The sequence below is a fragment of the Pseudomonas sp. S10E 269 genome, assembly GCF_002798465.1.
GTDB classification, from domain to species: domain Bacteria; phylum Pseudomonadota; class Gammaproteobacteria; order Pseudomonadales; family Pseudomonadaceae; genus Aquipseudomonas; species Aquipseudomonas pergaminensis.
Map to the genome: position 1 here is coordinate 408,520 of NZ_PHIJ01000001.1, position 15,989 is coordinate 424,508.

Below are 15,989 nucleotides of genomic sequence, written 5' to 3' on the forward strand. Positions count from 1 at the left end.
TTGATTTTTTAGGCACCTCCATCGACAGCGCAAACTTAATCAACATTAACGATACCCCTCAAGCTCTACGGATTCTTCCCACAATACCGCAGCATACCTATATAACCCAAAAAAAATCCAATTTGGATAGCCGGCATGTCTTTTGAGAGTGATACTTACCTTTCAAATTTAGTAATTAAAACCACAAGAAACTCTACTTGGCACAAAACACAGCAGAGCGGATGGCATTGGAGACCCTCAATTTTACGGCCTTCTAAACGACCCCGAACGGCAAAGCTATTCGCACTGAAGCACACTTTTTTCAGGAGAAAAAATGAAATTTTGGAATGAAGTAGATAAAAATATATTTTTTGAAAAAATCTTTAGCAACCCTATTGAGATAAGTAATATCGCTCAAATTTCTCTACAAATAGACAATGATCGCCCGGCTCTGGGAATCGGCTTCGATATACCCGAGTTTCCAGATACGCTACCGGAAAAATGGAAAAATAAAGGTTACAACGTTTGCAGGCTTGGCATTGACTGCTATGGTATTAGCAATCTAAAAATACTAAACATACCTAATCGAGGTGACTTTTCTCTAAAAATAAAAAAAGAAGGCGATCACTTTCGACTCCAAGCCATGAACAAAAACTCCTTACTTGAACTCAATGCAAAAACCATATTCCTTTGTAGTCCAAACGTCTATACAAAAGACAAAAAATAAGAATTTTAAAAAACCACCTCAATAAGAAAACCTTTTTATACGGAATTCTAAAATGAAAAACTGGAACGAGCTAGATAACAGCACATTTTTCAGTAAAATCTTCACCTACCCCGTTGAAATTGGAAAGATATCTCTTTTTTCTTTAAGGATAGAAAACGATCAATCTTGTATCAACTTGAATTTTGACATATCCGAGTTCCCAGATAATCTGCCAGAAAAATGGAAAAACCAAGGTTACAATATGTGTAGAGTCGGGATAAGTTGCAACAACATTGAACACCTGAAGATATTAAACATTCCCAAGCATGAAGAGCTTATTGTAAAAATCAATGTAGACGACAACTACCACACATTTGAAGCAATCAGTGAAAACGCCTCTATAAAATTCAACGCAAAGTTTATCAAGCTCAGTGGACCGAATGTTTACATGAACGCCGCAAGCAACCACCACTTCAAAACAACTATAATTACAACTCACGAAAACTAATAAAATCGGCAATTATTTTGGTGACCGATCTACTATAAAATGCATAATTGGGGCGCAAACGAGGCTTGGTACAAAAATGTGCTCTATGACCCCCATAGCCAGCCCCAATTCGCCCCTCCCCCCAACCCCACCTAAACTCTCTCCATGCTATTTCAACGGACAGAGGATTCACCATCATGGGCAAACGTCATCCAAATCTCCCCGCCTGGCAATGGCGTAACTACCCGCAGAACCATCAGCACCCGACCAACCTGGCGTTGCACCTGATTGCCGTGCCGTTATTCATCATCGGGTTTCTGTTGATCGTGTCCGGGGTGTTCAGCCTGAACCTGGCCAGTTTTGCCGTGGGGGTGGTCGGTATATTGGCTGGCCTGGCGTTGCAGCGTCATGGCCATAGCCTGGAAGCCGAGGCCAGTGAGCCGTTCAGTGACCGTAAAGATGCGGTGCAGCGTCTGGTGGTCGAGCAGTTCGTGACTTTTCCGCGCTTTGTACTAAGCGGCGGTTGGTGGCGCGCCTGGCGGCAGCGCCACCGACATTGAGGTCAGGCGAACACCACTACGGTCTGGCGGCTGATGGCGATCAACTCGCCGGTCGGGCTCCAGAGGGCGGCAGCGGCATGGCCGTAGCCATCGCGGGCGTGTTCGATGTTGACGTAATACTGACACCAGTCGAGGGTCGTCAGATCCTGCAAGGGCTGGATGAATTCAATGGTCCAGGTCAGGGTACTGCCGGGAGCCGGCTTTTTCAGGTGCGGCAGCAAGGCTGGGGGCCAGGCGTCAACCAGGGCGAGAATATGCGCCTCAGTCAGGGGTTCTTCTTTGACATCGCCGCGTAAACGAACCCAACCGCCCATGTCCCGGGATTTATTGCCAGTAAAGGGTAAGCCACCGACACTCCAGCGCATTGCCAAATGACGCATGAACTCGGGGGTAACGCCCTTGATATAGGGCAGTTCCTGGCACTCATCCCAATGTTTGAACACCGGGGGCGCTTCGCTCTCGACAGCGATCTCTGACGCACGGGACGCGCCGAAACTGGCCTGCACCAGTGTCGCCACTTCACCGTTCTGTATCACGCGGCCAAGCAGTTGGCTGACGGCTTTGCCTTCGCGCAACACTTCGACTTGATAACTGGCAGAAACGTCTGGCGCTACAGGGCCGACGAAGGTGATGGCCAGCGACCGTAGCGGACGATCGGCTGGCACCTGGGCGCGCAGGGCTTCGTATTGCAAAGCAGCCACCAGACCACCAAAGGTCGCGCGACCCTGGGCCCATTCGGCAGGGATGGTGACATCCAGCGGGTTGCTGCGGGCGGCGTCGAGCAAATCACTAAAGCGCATGGCGGTCTCACGTCAAAAGGAACAGATGAAGGATCTTAACCATCGCGCCCGACAGGTACAGCGCCTATTCCGGCCAAATGCCGGACCGGCTTAGAAACAATCGGCGCTGAGTTTGTCCAGCACCCGATCCGCCTGGCCTTCAGCCTTGGCCATGGTTCGATGCCAGGTCGCGACACACGGTTGCAAATCCGGCTGGTGCTCAGCCTGGATCAGCCACTGCCAGCAGTCGTGCCAATCCCCCAGGGCGCCCTGGGCCTTTTTCAGGCGCGACATGGCGTTGGTGGGCAACTTGTCCAATTCGGGGTAGGCCTCGGCGGCGTAGCGTACGCGCTTGATCAGCAACCGCAGGCGATGGCGATCGTGGTCCGGATCCTTCAGGGCCTCATCGAGTTTCTGCCACTGTTTGGCCAGGCGTTTTTCAATGCGTGGGCGCAGGCCTTTGAGCAGTTTCTGGTGTTCGGAAGCGCGGATGAAACGCGGAAAGGCATCGAGGATTAACAGCAGATGCGCGAGTTCCGGGCTTTGCGCCACGTGGCGATAGGCATTGGGTTGCAGGCGCAGGCGCCGGTCGGCGGCTTCGTGATGGCCATGCTGGTGCAAATACGCCGCCAGCACCTCGCGGTCGCGTAGCGGCGTCGTCAGTTGGCCGATGGTGCTGGCAGCCAACTCAAGCTGTTCAACCCCAGGCAGCCCGCGCAAAGCGCGCAACAGGCTGCGCAAGCGGCGCACAGTGGTGCGCAGGTCATGCAGGGCTTCATCGTCGGTGACGGCGGCGAGGCGAGCCTGGCAGCTCAGTAACCCTACTTCCAGGCCAATGACCTGAGCGACTAACTGATCGACCAAAGCTGACATCCTGCCCTCACTGTCTGATGAAAATTTCTACTCGCGACTCCAGGTCGCCCCTACAGGTCAACGCCCGGCACGCGACTCACGAATATAGAACCGCGCCTTCTCGGCCTTATTGGAACAGCCTTCAAACGCTTCAAATTGTTGCTGGGTTTTGGCGCCCGTCAACAGCGACAAGGCCTTGGAATAGCTCACGGTGCCAGCAAACCCTTCAGCCTTGGCCAGGTCCAGTTCTTTCCAGGCCGCGTCCAATTGGGTGCCGCAGCTGTCGCGGTATGCGGTTTTCCCGGCACAACCGGCCAGGGCCAACATGATCACAGGCACACACATCCAGGCTTTCATCGATGACACCTCAAAATAAAGAAAAAACAGTCGTACGCTGTAGACGTTGCCTACATGGAAAAGTGCCTGTCCTTAGCCTGAAATCGGTAGTACCTAGAGACCAGAGCATACCCGAGCAGCACCGCTACCCAGGAAAAATATTGCAGGCCGCCACGAAGATTGAAGCCGGCCCCTCATGGGTGCATTGTGGGCACCTGCCTTGGGGAGGACATGGTCCATGAAAAAACGTGTTGCCTTGGTGCTGGGCTCCGGCGGGGCCCGGGGCTACGCCCATATCGGGGTGATTGAGGAAATCGAACGGCGTGGCTACGACATCGCCTGTATCGCGGGTTGTTCCATGGGCGCCGTGGTCGGTGGGATCTACGCCGCCGGCAAGCTGGATGAATACCGGAACTGGATTGAGAGCCTCGACTACCTCGACGTGCTGCGCCTGGTCGACGTCAGTTTTCGCCTGGGTGCGATTCGCGGTGAGAAGGTCTTCGGCCAGATCCGCAAGATCGTCGGCGAGATCAATATCGAAGAACTGCGCATTCCCTACACCGCCGTCGCCACCGACCTCACTAACCAGCAGGAAATCTGGTTCCAGGAAGGCTGCCTGCACCAGGCCATGCGCGCCTCGGCGGCGATTCCCAGCCTCTTCACCCCGGTGATGCAAGGCAATCGCATGCTGGTGGACGGCGGCCTGCTCAACCCGCTGCCCATCGTGCCGGTGGTGTCGAGCCATTGCGACCTGATCATCGCGGTCAACCTCAACGCCACCAACCAGAAGCACTACCAGTTGCCCGTGATCCAACGCCCGCCCGCCTTCAAGAGTCGCTTCAACAACCTGGCGAAATCACTCGGTTCGCACCTGCCATTTCGCCGTAAGCAGGCCGAACAGTTGATGAAGCTGGAGCAGGAGGCTTTGGAGGCGCAGGCCGCTGAGATCAACCCGTGGCTGGAGTCCGCCGAGCCGGAATCCCAACAACCTGCCGCCGCACCGGAAAAGCCCGGAGCACCGAAGTCGGCGACCGGGTCGTTCATCATCGATAACGTCGGCCCGGCGTCGCTGCTGGACCTGATCAACCAGAGCTTCGAGGTGATGCAGACGTCGCTGGCGCAGTACAAGATTGCCGGGTATCCGCCGGATGTGCTGATCAACGTGCCGAAGCGGGTGTGCCGTTTTTTCGAATTCTACAAAGCGCCGGAATTGATCGCCCTGGGGCGGGAGATTGCCAGTGATACGTTGGATCGGTATGAGAGTGAGCAGCGCTGAAATGCGTGGTGTCGCTGATGGCGCCATCGCAGGCAAGCCAGCTCCCACAGGGGAATGCATTCTGGATGTGGGAGCTGGCTTGCCTGCGATGACGCCAGAGCAAGCGCCGAAAATCTATCCGCCCAACAACCGATACCCCACCCCCGCCTCGGTCACGATAAACCGCGGCTGGGTCGGGTCATCCGCCAGTTTCTGGCGCAGGTGCCCCACCACGATGCGCAGGTAGTGGCTGTCTTCGGTATGGGTCGGGCCCCAGATGTCCTTGAGCAGTTGCTGCTGGGTAATCACCCGCCCCGGATGCCGTGCCAGTTGCGCCAGCACAGCGTACTCCTTTCGGGTCAGCGCCACTTCAGCACCGTCGAGCAGCACCCGGCGATAGGCCAGGTCCACCGTCAGCGGACCAAACCGCAGGGCGGCTTCCTGGGCTTCGCCCGCCGGCGCCTGGCGCAACAACGCGCGTACCCGGGCAAGAAACTCCTGGATGCCGAAGGGTTTGGTCACATAGTCATTGGCGCCGCCATCAAGGGCTTCAACTTTCTGCACTTCGCTGGCCCGTACCGACAGCACCAGCACCGGCACCGTCGACCATTCGCGGAACTCACGCAGTACTTGCTGGCCGTCCATGTCCGGCAAGCCAAGGTCGAGCACCAGCAAATCCGGCTTGCTCAGGGCGGCCTGGGCCAGGCCTTCGTTGCCGGTGCCGGCCTCAATTACTTTGTAACCTTGGGAAGCCAGGCTGATGCGCAGGAATTTGCGGATCTGGGGTTCGTCGTCAATGACCAAAATCGTCGAGGTCTGGCTCATGGTGTCCAATCAAAATCCGTGAAGAAAACAGGGTAGCTCATGCCTCGCGCTCCAGGCCAGGCTGTGTCGGCAAGGGCAGGAACAAGGTGATACAGGTGCCACGCCCTTCAATACCGTCGGCCACGCTGATATGCCCACCGTGGGCTCCGACCATGCCCTGGCAGATCGCCAGGCCCAGGCCCGTGCCCTGCCCGCCTCGGTCACCGCGTGCAGCGGTGTAGAACATGTCGAAAATTTTCGCGCGCTCGTCCTCGGGAATTCCCGGCCCTTCATCGGCCACGGCAAAAAACAGCTGGTTGTCCGACACGCCGGCGCTCAGTTGCAAGCGACCTTGAGCCGGCGAGAATCGTGCAGCGTTCTCCAGCACATTGACCAGTGCCTGCTCGATCAACGCGGCATGCACATACAACAAGGGCAACTCGGGCGGCACATCGGTACTCACCTGCAACGGTGCCAGCACCGCACGCAGACGGCCGAGGGCGCTGCCGACGATGTCGCCTGGCGACACCCAATCCCGCGCCAGTTTCAACGCGCCGTGGCCGAGACGCGTCATGTCCAGCAAGTTCTGGATATAGCGGTCGAGGCGCTCGGCCTCATCCCGGGTGCCTTCCAGCAGCTCGCGACGATCCTCCAGGGGGATGGCCTCACCGAGTGCCAGCAGGCTGTCGATGCTGCCGCGCATGGAGGTCAGCGGTGTGCGCAAATCGTGGGACACCGAAGCCAGCAAGGCGCTGCGCAGTTGCTCGGTTTCGCCGTGCAGCCGCGCGGACTCCAGTTCCTGGGCCAATTGCGCCCGCGCCAGCGCCTGGGCCAGTGGTTGGCTCAAGGCAGTGAGCAAGCGCCGGCGTTGGCCGCTCAATTCCAGGCCGGGTTTGGGGCTGACACCCAGCAAACCCAAGGGGCCTTCTTCGCCCGACAACGGCCACCACCACCAACGCCCGAACGGCAAGGTGCCGGTGCCCATGCCCGCTGGCTGATCATGCTGCCAGGCCCAGTCAGCAGCGGCGCGCTCGGCTTCGGTGAGGGTCAGCGGGCCACCGGTCTCGATTGTCCAACCGCCCTGGCCATCGCGATTGACCAGGCACAGATCGAGGTCGCTCCAGCCTTGCAAATGATGCGCTGCGGCACTGATCACGGCCTGGCGATCAGTAGCGGCGGTGAGTTTGCGTGACAGGTCAAGCAGCTCGCTGGTTTCCTCCTGCGTGTCGCGCAATGCCTGCAACTGCCGGCGCTGACGTGCGGCCAGGTTGCCGGTCAGCGCTGCCATCAACAGGAAGAACAACAGGGTCAGCACGTCTTCCTCGCGCTGGATGGCAAAGGAAAAATTCGGCGGGATAAACAGGAAGTCGTAGGTCATGAACGACAAGGCTGCACACACCAGCGACGGCCCCAGGCTGCTGCGCACCGCCACCAGCAACACGGCGGCCAGGAACACCAGCGATATGTTCGGCAGCGGCAAGACGCTGGACACCGCCCAGGCCACTGCCGCCGCCACCACCGTCGCCACGACCGCCAGTGCGTAGTCGAACCACACCAGCCCGCGCACATCCGGCAAGCGTGGCGGTGCGGGGATGTCATCGCTGTCGAGCACGTTGATTTCCAGACCGCGTGCATTGCGCAGCAAACGCGCGGCCAGGCCACCGCCGAACAAGCGACGCCGCCAACGCATCCGTGACTGCCCCACCAGCAGCAGGCTGGCACGGCGTTCGGCGGCGTGCTGGATCAGCGTCTTCGCCACCTCCCCCGCTCGCAACAGCACCACCTCACCGCCCAGGCGCTCGGCCAGTTGCTGGGCATTCTGCAGGCGTAGCCGCGACTGCTCATCCCGCGCCCGACCGTTATCGATATGCACCAGGCTCCACGGCAGATGCCGGCGCTGGGCAACGCGACTGGCATGACGCACCAGGCGCTCGGCTTGCGCGTCGCCATCCACACCCACCAACAAGCGACCGCGCACCGCTGGCGCAGCCTGGCCGAGTTGGCGATAGCCTTGGGCCAAATCATCATCGACGTGGGCGGCGGCGGTTTGCATCGCCAACTCACGCAGGGCCATGAGGTTGGTCTGGGTGAAAAACGCATCGATGGCTGCGCGGGCCTGTTCCGGCACATAGACCTTGCCGTCGCGCAGGCGCTCCAACAGCTCGCGGGAGGGCAGGTCGATCAATAGCAGTTCGTCAGCCTCCTGCAGCACCCAGTCCGGCAGGGTTTCACGCACTTGCACACCGGTGATGCCGCGCACCTGGTCGTTGAGGCTTTCCAGGTGCTGGACGTTGACCGTGGTAAACACGTTGATGCCCGCGGCGAGCAGTTCCTGAATGTCTTGCCAGCGCTTTTCGTGGCGGCTGCCGGGAGCGTTGCTGTGGGCCAGTTCGTCCACTAGCACCAGCTTGGGCTTGCCGGCGAGCAGGCCGTCGAGGTCCATTTCTTCGAGCATCACGCCGCGGTATTCGCTGCGCAGCAGAGGCTGTTGCGGCAGGCCGCTGAGCAAGGCTTCGGTCTCGGCGCGGCCGTGGGTCTCGACTACGCCGGCAATCAGGCGCACGCCTTGGCGCAACTGCGTGTGAGCGGCCTGGAGCATGGCGTAGGTCTTGCCCACCCCTGGCGCGGCGCCGAGAAAAACTTTGAGCCGGCCACGGCCGTCCCGGGGCAGATCGGCTAAGAGGGCGTCGGCGCGGCCGGAGTCGCTCATGCTCGGGGGTTCCTTCAGGGGTTTATTGGTTGCGCTTAAGGCCGCCTTCGTGGGCAAGCCCGCTCCCACATTTGGAATGCATCCCCCTGTGGGAGCGGGCTTTCCCGCGAAGCGGTTTCACTGCTTACAATTTTTCCAAGGCCATATTCAGCGCCAGCACATTCACCACCGGCGGGCCCACCAGCGGGCTTTCGATGTGCTCATCCAGCAACCGCTGCAAGGTCGACACCGGCACATTCCGCGCCGCCGCCACTCGCGCCAGTTGATAGGCAATTGCCGGTGGTGGCAAGTGTGGATCAAGACCGCTGCCAGAGGTAGTCAGCGACGCCAAAGGCACAGGCCCCTGGCTGGGCACCCACTGTTTGTTCGCATCCTCGAAGACGCGCGTGGCCAGCGCCGGGTTGCTTGGGCCCAGGTTACTGGCGCTGCTGGAAACCGTGGCAAACGCGCCGGCCGAAGGGCGCGGATGGAACCAGCTGTCACCGGTAAAATCCTGGGCGATCAGGCGGGAGCCGCGCACTTTTCCGCTGTCGTCGCGCACCAGGCTGCCATTGGCCTGGTTCGGGAACGCCACTTGGGCGACGCCGGTGACTACCAACGGGTAAGCGACGCCGGTGATCAGGGTCATGAGCACCAGCAGGCTCAGGGCCGGGCGGATTATGTTGGACATATCGGATTCCTCAATTCGGTCATTGCAACCTGTGGGCACCCACCGGGCGCCCACAGGAATAGGGTCAAACCAGGTGCAGCGCAGTCAACAGCATGTCGATCGCCTTGATGCCCACGAACGGCACCAGGATCCCGCCCAACCCGTAGATCAACAGGTTGCGCCGCAGCAACGCCGCCGCACTCGCCGCCTGCACACGCACACCGCGCAGCGCCAGGGGAATCAGCACCACGATGATCAGCGCGTTGAACACGATGGCCGAGAGGATCGCGCTCTGCGGGCTCTGCAGGTGCATCACGTTGAGCACGCCGAGTTGCGGGTAGATCGAGGCAAACAGCGCCGGCAGGATCGCGAAGTACTTGGCCACGTCGTTGGCAATGGAAAAGGTGGTCAGCGCGCCGCGCGTCACCAGCAATTCCTTGCCGATCTGCACCACGTCCAGCAGCTTGGTCGGGTCGCTGTCGAGGTCAACCATGTTGGCGGCTTCGCGAGCAGCCTGGGTGCCATCGTTCATCGCCATGCCGACGTCAGCCTGGGCCAGCGCCGGGGCGTCGTTGGCGCCGTCGCCGCACATCGCCACCAGGCGACCGTCGTTCTGCTCATGACGAATGCGGGCGAGTTTTTTCTCTGGCGTGGCTTCAGCCAGCACGTCGTCCACGCCCGCTTCGGCAGCAATCGCGGCGGCGGTCAGTGGGTTGTCGCCGGTGACCATCACGGTACGGATGCCCAGTTTGCGCAGTTCGGCGAAACGCTCGCGGATGCCGGGCTTGACCACGTCCTTCAGGTGGATCGCGCCGAGCAACTTGCCATCGGCACACACCAGCAACGGGGTGCCGCCGCTTTGGGCGATCTTGTCGATTTCCCGCGACAGCGCGGGCTGCAGGTCGCGACGTTGTAGACCGATGAACGCCAACAGCGAATCCACCGCGCCTTTACGGAATACGCGGCCCTGATGATCAACGCCGGACAGCCGGGTTTCGGCACTGAACGGCACGGCCGTCAGCTCGTCCGCAGTCGGCTCGGCCTGAGGGTGCAAGGCGCGCAGGTATTCGACGATGGATTTACCTTCCGCCGTGTCATCCGCCAGCGAGGCAAACAACGCCCCTTCGGCGACTTCCCTGCCGCTGACGCCAGGCGCCGCGACAACCGCCGCACACCGACGGTTACCAAAGGTGATGGTGCCGGTCTTGTCCAGCAGCAACACATGCACGTCCCCCGCCGCTTCCACGGCACGGCCGGACTTGGCGATCACGTTGAGACGCACCAGGCGGTCCATGCCAGCGATACCGATGGCCGAGAGCAAACCGCCAATGGTGGTAGGAATCAGCGTCACCAGCAGTGCGACCAGGAACACCAGGGGCAAGCTGCCACTGGCGAAGTGGGCGAACGGCTGCAGGGTCACCACCACCAACAGGAAGATCAGGGTCAGGCCGATCAGCAGGATATCCAGCGCGACTTCGTTGGGGGTTTTCTGGCGTTTGGCACCTTCCACCAGGGCGATCATGCGGTCGAGTGTCGACTCGCCCGGGTTCGCGGTGATGCGGATCAGCAGCCAGTCCGATACCAGTCGGGTGTTGCCGGTGACGGCCGAACGGTCGCCGCCGGATTCACGGATGACGGGGGCGGACTCACCGGTGATCGCGGCTTCGTTGACCGCCGCGATACCTTCGATGACTTCGCCGTCACCGGGGATCATTTCCCCGGCGGCAACGCGCACCACATCACCTTTGCGCAGACTGGTGGCCGGCACGACCTTGAAGCTGCCATCCGCCTCCTTGCGACGTGCGCTCAGGCCTTCGCTGCCAGCCTTGAGGCTGTCGGCACGCGCCTTGCCACGCCCTTCGGCCAAGGCTTCGGCGAAGTTGGCGAACAGGACGGTGAACCACAGCCAGACGGCGATTTGCACGGCGACATAGGTCGGCACGCTGGTGTCGGGCACGAAGCACAACACGGTGGTGAGGATGGCGGTCAGCTCGACCACCAGCATCACCGGCGAGCGTTGCAGTTGACGCGGGTCCAGCTTGACGAACGCCTGGACCAGCGCCGGGCGCCACAGGGCTGAGATGGCGGTTTTGGCGGGCTCCTGAGTTTTGACCGGGGCCGCGTTTTTTGCAGGCATATTCATTTTCATATCCCTTTACTAGAAGCCCATGCTCAAGTGTTCAGCGATGGGGCCTAACGCCAGCGTTGGCAGGAAAGTCAGGCCGCCCACCAGCAAAATGGTCACGGTCAACAGGGTCACGAACAGCGGGCCATGGGTCGGGAAGCTGTTCTGGCCGATCGGTGCGGTCTTCTTCATCGCCAGGCTGCCGGCCAGTGCCAGCACCGGAAGGATGTAGCCGAAGCGACCGATCAACATGCCCAGGCCCAGCATCAGGTTGTGGAACGGGGTGTTGGCGCTGAAACCGCCGAATGCCGAGCCGTTGTTGGCACTGGCTGAGGTGTAGGCGTAGAGCAACTGGCTGAAACCGTGGGGGCCAGGGTTACTGATGGCACCGGCCGGGCCGGGCAGGCTCGCGGCAATGGCGCCGAGCACCAGCACGCCAACCGGCATCACCAAGAGGGTCACGACCAGCAATTGCACTTCCTTGGCCTGTAGCTTTTTGCCCAGGTATTCCGGGGTGCGGCCGATCATCAGGCCGGCGAGGAACACCGCAATCAACACGTTGAGCAACATGCCGTACATGCCGGCGCCGACGCCGCCGAAGATCACTTCGCCGACCATCATGTTGACCAGTGCAACCATGCCGCTGAGGGGGTTGAGGCTGTCCTGCATGCCGTTGACCGAACCGTTGGACGCCGCCGTCGTCGTCACCGACCACAGCACCGTACCGGTGGTGCCGAAGCGGGCTTCCTTGCCTTCCAGCGGCGCGGTTTGCTCCACGGCCGGATTATTCAGGGTAGGATTGGGCTGGTATTCGGCCCACAACGAGGTCGCGCCGCCGATCAGGAACAGCGCCAGCATGCAGCCGAGGATCGCGCGGCTCTGACGCAGGTCTTTGACGTAGTGGCCGAAGGTGAACACCAGCGCCACCGGGATCAGGATGATGGCCGCCAACTCAAACAGGTTGGCCCATGCGGTCGGGTCTTCAAACGGGTGTGCCGAGTTGACACCGAAGAAGCCGCCGCCGTTGGTGCCCAATTGCTTGATCGCAATCTGGCTCGCCGCCGGGCCCAGGGGAATCACTTGATCCACGCCTTGCATTGTCACGGCGTCAACGTAGTGAGCGAAGGTCTGCGGCACGCCCTGCCACACTAGGAACAACGCCAGCACCAGGCACAACGGCAGCAGGCCGTAGAGCGTGGCGCGGGTCATATCGACCCAGAAGTTGCCCAGCGTCTTGGTGGATTTGCGACCGATCCCACGGCAAAGCGCGACCAAGACCGCCAGACCGGTCGCCGCGCTGACGAAGTTCTGCACCGTCAGGCCGGCCATCTGGCTGAGGTAACTCAAGGATGCCTCACCGCTGTAGGACTGCCAGTTGGTGTTGGTCATGAAACTGACCGCGGTGTTGAAGGCCAGGGTCCACTCCTGCCCCGGCAATTTCTGCGGGTTCAGTGGGAGGTAGTCCTGGAACAGCAGGATCGCGAACAACATCAAAAAGCCCGCGAGGTTGAACGCGAGCAAGGCCAGCATGTACTTCTGCCAGCTCTGTTCCTGCTGCTCATCCACGCCCGACAGGCGATAACAGGTACGTTCCACCGGGCCCAATACCGGCGTGAGCCAGGTGCGCTGCCCCTCCATCACCTTGTAATAGAACCGCCCCAGGAACGGTGCCGGCACCAGTACCACGGCGAAGAAGGCGATGATCAGCCAATAGTCATAACTGTGCATAGCCCGCTCCTAGTTCCGATCCGCGCGTAACAGCGCAACCAGCAGATAAATGAACAGCGCCACGGCCAATAGCAGTGACACCCCGTCCAGAACGCTCATGGAAGTCTCTCCGTTTAGCGGCGAGTGCCGCGTGTGGGGCAATTGTCGGCAGGAGTGGCGTAAAGGAACGAGAGCGAGGGGGTAGGCAGGGCGTAAAGACGGCGTAAAGAGTGGATTTATGCGGGGTTTACAGGGGTAGGTGTGGGGGTCTTCAAGGGCCCCATCGCGGGCAAGCCCAGCTCCCACACTCGCCCGCGTTTCAGCAGGAAATACACGCTCCAATGTGGGAGCGGGCTTGCCCGCGAAGGCGCCGGCTGAGTCAACACAGCACTTATCTGGTGCAACACAGGGGAAATTCAAACGCCAAACCGTTCCCGTGGCGACACTTGCACCGCTTTACGACAATGATTCTCAGCCTGGCATGCACGCTGCAACACCTTGAATCATTCCAAACCGTTCAGGGAGCAACACAATGAACACTCAACTCAAACCCACCTTGGGCACCCTGCACTTATGGGGTATCGCCGTCGGCCTGGTCATTTCCGGTGAATACTTCGGCTGGAGCTATGGCTGGGGCGTCGCCGGGACCCTGGGCTTCCTGGTGACCTCATTGATGGTCGCCGCGATGTACACCTGTTTCATTTTCAGCTTCACCGAACTGACCACCGCGATTCCCCATGCGGGTGGTCCGTTTGCCTACAGCCGTCGCGCCTTTGGTGAGAAAGGCGGCTTGATCGCGGGGCTCGCGACCTTGATCGAATTCGTTTTCGCACCGCCCGCCATCGCCTTGGCCATCGGCGCCTACCTGAATGTGCAGTTCCCGGCGCTGGACCCCAAACACGCTGCTGTCGGTGCCTACATCGTGTTCATGGGCCTGAACATCCTCGGCGTCAAGCTCGCCGCCACCTTCGAACTGGTGGTGTGCGTGCTCGCCGTCGCTGAGTTGCTGGTGTTCATGGGCGTAGTGGCGCCCGCCTTCAGCTTCAGTAACTTTGCCCTGAATGGCTGGGCCGGTTCCGACACGTTCGGCGCACCGGCGATTGCCGGCATGTTTGCCGCAATTCCCTTCGCCATCTGGTTCTTCCTTGCCATCGAAGGCGCCGCCATGGCCGCCGAAGAAGCCAAAGATCCGAAGCGCACCATTCCAAAGGCCTACATCAGCGGCATCCTGACCCTGGTGATCCTGGCCATGGGTGTGATGTTCTTTGCCGGCGGCGTGGGTGACTGGCGCACCCTGTCGAACATCAACGACCCGTTGCCACAAGCCATGAAAACGGTGGTCGGCGATAACTCCGGCTGGCTGCACATGCTGGTATGGATCGGCCTGTTTGGCCTGGTGGCAAGCTTCCACGGCATCATCCTCGGCTACTCGCGCCAATTCTTCGCCCTGGCCCGCGCCGGCTACCTGCCATCTTTCCTCGCCAAATTGTCGCGCTTTCAGACTCCCCACCGAGCAATCATTGCCGGCGGCGTGGTCGGTATCGCAGCGATCTACAGCGACGGCCTGATCAACCTGGGCGGCATGACCCTCACCGCGGCGATGATCACCATGGCGGTATTCGGCGCCATCGTGATGTACATCATGAGCATGCTCAGCCTGTTCAAACTGCGTAAGACCGAACCCCTGCTGGAACGCACCTTCCGCGCACCGGGTTACCCCATCGTGCCGGGCATTGCGCTGGTGCTGGCGGTGGTGTGCCTGGTGGCCATGGCCTGGTTCAACGCGCTGATCGGGCTGATCTTCCTGGGCTTTATGGTGGTGGGGTTCGCCTACTTCCAGATGACTGCGCAAGACCGTGCCGATGCACCGGCGGATGCGATGTTGACCGGGCTCTGATCTACTACGGGGCAGAACGGGCCTACACTGAACTAGTAAGAAAGCCCGTCACTCAAAGCAGTTATTACCGTGGGAAAACTCTCCCACGGCAATCTGCCTCAAGGAGAGCCTTATGCCGTGGTATGCATGGTTGATTTTAGTGGTCGCCATCGGGTCGATCGTCGGTGGACTGATGATGCTGCGTGACAGCGCCAACAAAGTGGAACTCACCGACGAACAACGCAAGCGGGTGGCCGAGCGCAACGCCCAGGCGGATGCCAAGGACGCGCAGGATCGCTGAACCTTGTTTTACTCCCAAGCCGCCTTGGCAATATGCAAACCGTGCTGCCCCTTGTAGGCAGCACGTTCCGGCTGGCTCCAGCCGTTCAGCAACTCATCCTCCAGCTTATAGATCTCAACCCCAAGCGGGCGGCACACCGTCAGCGGATCCTGCGCCTCAGGCCCCCACATCGGCAGCGACAAATCCCCACCGGGACACGTCGACAACGCGCACAGCAAATCAATCTCGGCAAAAAATTCCAGGTAATCGCCCTTCTGCGCCGGGCAGGCTTTCATGAAATACATGTCGTCATGATTCAGGCCCGTGCACTGGAAAATATTCAGCACGTCATGCACGTCGAATTCCGTCAGACCGTGGGGTAAAACCGCGCGGGTCAGGTTCGAGTGACAATGGTGGTGGAAGTCCTCGCCAGTGAGCATGCGGTTCACATACGGATCACAGCGCGTACCCAGCAAATCATGCAGACGCCCGCCGTGCTCATCGATGCCGTAACTGGCCAGGCTGTCATCGGTGATCGTCACCAAAGGCCGCAGGAATGGCAGGTTCGACCACAAGCGGTCATGGGTGCTGACATGGGCACCTTGCAGCTGACGCGTACGCGCCGCCCATAAACGCTCGCGTGGGTCGTTGGCGTTCCACACGTTGAAGTCACCCACCTGCGGACCGACCGGCGTAGTCACACGGAACACATGCCCGGCCGGTACCTTCCACGCCCTGCCCGTGCGAATCGGCACTTCAAACTGCTCAATCAGTGTGCGTTGCTGTTTTCGATCACGCACACGCTCGTAAAACGCCGTGTCGACCTGCAACGCCGAACCTTTACTGACCTGATAAGCGGCCGGATAGTCTTTGTACATGATGCG

At 60.2% G+C, this 15,989-nt stretch carries 16 protein-coding genes; 6 read left to right on the forward strand and 10 right to left on the reverse strand.

The annotated features are described in order from the left end of the window. Nucleotides 1-313 precede the first annotated feature (313 nt). The 3 genes from CWC48_RS01995 to CWC48_RS02005 all read left to right on the forward strand — a co-directional run bounded on the left by CWC48_RS01995 (nucleotide 314) and on the right by CWC48_RS02005 (nucleotide 1,732). Entirely contained in the window at nucleotides 314-706 is a 393-nt protein-coding gene (locus tag CWC48_RS01995) for an Imm50 family immunity protein (RefSeq protein ID WP_100491228.1), read from the forward strand. Nucleotides 707-758: 52 nt separating this feature from the next. Beyond that, the gene (locus CWC48_RS02000; protein WP_100491229.1) at nucleotides 759-1,193 is read left to right on the forward strand and encodes an Imm50 family immunity protein; all 435 of its coding nucleotides are present in this window, start codon (nucleotides 759-761) and stop codon (nucleotides 1,191-1,193) included. A 176-nt stretch (nucleotides 1,194-1,369) separates the two neighbouring features. Then, nucleotides 1,370-1,732, forward strand: a complete 363-nt coding sequence (locus tag CWC48_RS02005) for an Mpo1-like protein (protein WP_078047533.1) — start codon at nucleotides 1,370-1,372, stop codon at nucleotides 1,730-1,732. A gap of 2 nt (nucleotides 1,733-1,734) precedes the next feature. On the opposite strand, the gene CWC48_RS02010 is transcribed toward CWC48_RS02005, so the two are convergent. From CWC48_RS02010 to CWC48_RS02020, 3 genes are all read right to left on the reverse strand, one after another. Continuing rightward, nucleotides 1,735-2,532, reverse strand: coding sequence for an acyl-CoA thioesterase II (locus CWC48_RS02010; RefSeq protein WP_100491230.1), 798 nt, complete (start codon nucleotides 2,530-2,532; stop codon nucleotides 1,735-1,737). 90 nt (nucleotides 2,533-2,622) lie between these two features. Beyond that, complete coding sequence (locus CWC48_RS02015) at nucleotides 2,623-3,384, reverse strand: CHAD domain-containing protein (protein ID WP_100491231.1); 762 nt, start codon at nucleotides 3,382-3,384, stop codon at nucleotides 2,623-2,625. Nucleotides 3,385-3,441: 57 nt separating this feature from the next. Beyond that, nucleotides 3,442-3,720 carry a hypothetical protein gene (locus CWC48_RS02020; protein ID WP_024074187.1) on the reverse strand — a complete coding sequence of 93 codons (279 nt, stop codon included), beginning with the start codon at nucleotides 3,718-3,720 and terminating at the stop codon, nucleotides 3,442-3,444. Between the two features lie 217 nt (nucleotides 3,721-3,937). Here CWC48_RS02020 and CWC48_RS02025 point away from each other — a divergent pair, with 217 nt between their 5' ends. Further along, nucleotides 3,938-4,975, forward strand: a complete 1,038-nt coding sequence (locus CWC48_RS02025; protein ID WP_069022479.1) for a patatin-like phospholipase family protein — start codon at nucleotides 3,938-3,940, stop codon at nucleotides 4,973-4,975. A 114-nt stretch (nucleotides 4,976-5,089) separates the two neighbouring features. Here the strand turns inward: CWC48_RS02025 and CWC48_RS02030 are convergent, their stop codons facing one another. The 6 genes from CWC48_RS02030 to kdpF all read right to left on the reverse strand — a co-directional run bounded on the left by CWC48_RS02030 (nucleotide 5,090) and on the right by kdpF (nucleotide 13,069). Beyond that, nucleotides 5,090-5,779, reverse strand: coding sequence for a response regulator (locus tag CWC48_RS02030; protein ID WP_078047530.1), 690 nt, complete (start codon nucleotides 5,777-5,779; stop codon nucleotides 5,090-5,092). A gap of 37 nt (nucleotides 5,780-5,816) precedes the next feature. Further along, a complete protein-coding gene (locus CWC48_RS02035) occupies nucleotides 5,817-8,468 on the reverse strand; it encodes a sensor histidine kinase KdpD (RefSeq protein ID WP_100491232.1) in 2,652 nt (883 codons plus the stop codon). Between the two features lie 124 nt (nucleotides 8,469-8,592). Further along, nucleotides 8,593-9,138 (reverse strand): potassium-transporting ATPase subunit KdpC, encoded by a 546-nt coding sequence (gene kdpC / locus CWC48_RS02040; protein WP_078047528.1) that lies wholly within the window; start codon nucleotides 9,136-9,138, stop codon nucleotides 8,593-8,595. A 64-nt stretch (nucleotides 9,139-9,202) separates the two neighbouring features. Next, nucleotides 9,203-11,260 carry a potassium-transporting ATPase subunit KdpB gene (kdpB, locus tag CWC48_RS02045; protein ID WP_177409466.1) on the reverse strand — a complete coding sequence of 686 codons (2,058 nt, stop codon included), beginning with the start codon at nucleotides 11,258-11,260 and terminating at the stop codon, nucleotides 9,203-9,205. Between the two features lie 15 nt (nucleotides 11,261-11,275). After that, nucleotides 11,276-12,970 (reverse strand): potassium-transporting ATPase subunit KdpA, encoded by a 1,695-nt coding sequence (gene kdpA, locus CWC48_RS02050; RefSeq protein ID WP_100491234.1) that lies wholly within the window; start codon nucleotides 12,968-12,970, stop codon nucleotides 11,276-11,278. Between the two features lie 9 nt (nucleotides 12,971-12,979). Further along, nucleotides 12,980-13,069, reverse strand: a complete 90-nt coding sequence (kdpF, locus tag CWC48_RS02055) for a K(+)-transporting ATPase subunit F (protein ID WP_003218754.1) — start codon at nucleotides 13,067-13,069, stop codon at nucleotides 12,980-12,982. A gap of 412 nt (nucleotides 13,070-13,481) precedes the next feature. Between kdpF and eat the strand changes: the two genes are divergently transcribed. Then, the gene (gene eat / locus CWC48_RS02060; RefSeq protein WP_100491235.1) at nucleotides 13,482-14,846 is read left to right on the forward strand and encodes an ethanolamine permease; all 1,365 of its coding nucleotides are present in this window, start codon (nucleotides 13,482-13,484) and stop codon (nucleotides 14,844-14,846) included. A 112-nt stretch (nucleotides 14,847-14,958) separates the two neighbouring features. Next, nucleotides 14,959-15,126 carry a DUF2897 family protein gene (locus CWC48_RS02065; protein ID WP_012722955.1) on the forward strand — a complete coding sequence of 56 codons (168 nt, stop codon included), beginning with the start codon at nucleotides 14,959-14,961 and terminating at the stop codon, nucleotides 15,124-15,126. A gap of 8 nt (nucleotides 15,127-15,134) precedes the next feature. Here the strand turns inward: CWC48_RS02065 and CWC48_RS02070 are convergent, their stop codons facing one another. Then, on the reverse strand, nucleotides 15,135-15,983 hold the full coding sequence (locus CWC48_RS02070) for a DUF1989 domain-containing protein (protein WP_100491236.1): 849 nt from the start codon (nucleotides 15,981-15,983) through the stop codon (nucleotides 15,135-15,137). Nucleotides 15,984-15,989: the final 6 nt, after the last annotated feature.

What these genes read in the sequence shown, in the direction of transcription:
- eat (WP_100491235.1), top strand. Translation starts at nt 13,482, where the DNA reads ATGAACACTCAACTCAAACCCACCTTGGGCACCCTGCACTTATGGGGT.
- CWC48_RS02035 (WP_100491232.1), bottom strand. Translation starts at nt 8,468, where the DNA reads ATGAGCGACTCCGGCCGCGCCGACGCCCTCTTAGCCGATCTGCCCCGG.
- CWC48_RS02070 (WP_100491236.1), bottom strand. Translation starts at nt 15,983, where the DNA reads ATGTACAAAGACTATCCGGCCGCTTATCAGGTCAGTAAAGGTTCGGCG.
- CWC48_RS02005 (WP_078047533.1), top strand. Translation starts at nt 1,370, where the DNA reads ATGGGCAAACGTCATCCAAATCTCCCCGCCTGGCAATGGCGTAACTAC.
- kdpA (WP_100491234.1), bottom strand. Translation starts at nt 12,970, where the DNA reads ATGCACAGTTATGACTATTGGCTGATCATCGCCTTCTTCGCCGTGGTA.
- CWC48_RS02025 (WP_069022479.1), top strand. Translation starts at nt 3,938, where the DNA reads ATGAAAAAACGTGTTGCCTTGGTGCTGGGCTCCGGCGGGGCCCGGGGC.
- CWC48_RS01995 (WP_100491228.1), top strand. Translation starts at nt 314, where the DNA reads ATGAAATTTTGGAATGAAGTAGATAAAAATATATTTTTTGAAAAAATC.
- CWC48_RS02010 (WP_100491230.1), bottom strand. Translation starts at nt 2,532, where the DNA reads ATGCGCTTTAGTGATTTGCTCGACGCCGCCCGCAGCAACCCGCTGGAT.
- CWC48_RS02065 (WP_012722955.1), top strand. Translation starts at nt 14,959, where the DNA reads ATGCCGTGGTATGCATGGTTGATTTTAGTGGTCGCCATCGGGTCGATC.
- kdpB (WP_177409466.1), bottom strand. Translation starts at nt 11,260, where the DNA reads ATGAATATGCCTGCAAAAAACGCGGCCCCGGTCAAAACTCAGGAGCCC.
- CWC48_RS02000 (WP_100491229.1), top strand. Translation starts at nt 759, where the DNA reads ATGAAAAACTGGAACGAGCTAGATAACAGCACATTTTTCAGTAAAATC.
- CWC48_RS02020 (WP_024074187.1), bottom strand. Translation starts at nt 3,720, where the DNA reads ATGAAAGCCTGGATGTGTGTGCCTGTGATCATGTTGGCCCTGGCCGGT.
- kdpF (WP_003218754.1), bottom strand. Translation starts at nt 13,069, where the DNA reads ATGAGCGTTCTGGACGGGGTGTCACTGCTATTGGCCGTGGCGCTGTTC.
- kdpC (WP_078047528.1), bottom strand. Translation starts at nt 9,138, where the DNA reads ATGTCCAACATAATCCGCCCGGCCCTGAGCCTGCTGGTGCTCATGACC.
- CWC48_RS02030 (WP_078047530.1), bottom strand. Translation starts at nt 5,779, where the DNA reads ATGAGCCAGACCTCGACGATTTTGGTCATTGACGACGAACCCCAGATC.
- CWC48_RS02015 (WP_100491231.1), bottom strand. Translation starts at nt 3,384, where the DNA reads ATGTCAGCTTTGGTCGATCAGTTAGTCGCTCAGGTCATTGGCCTGGAA.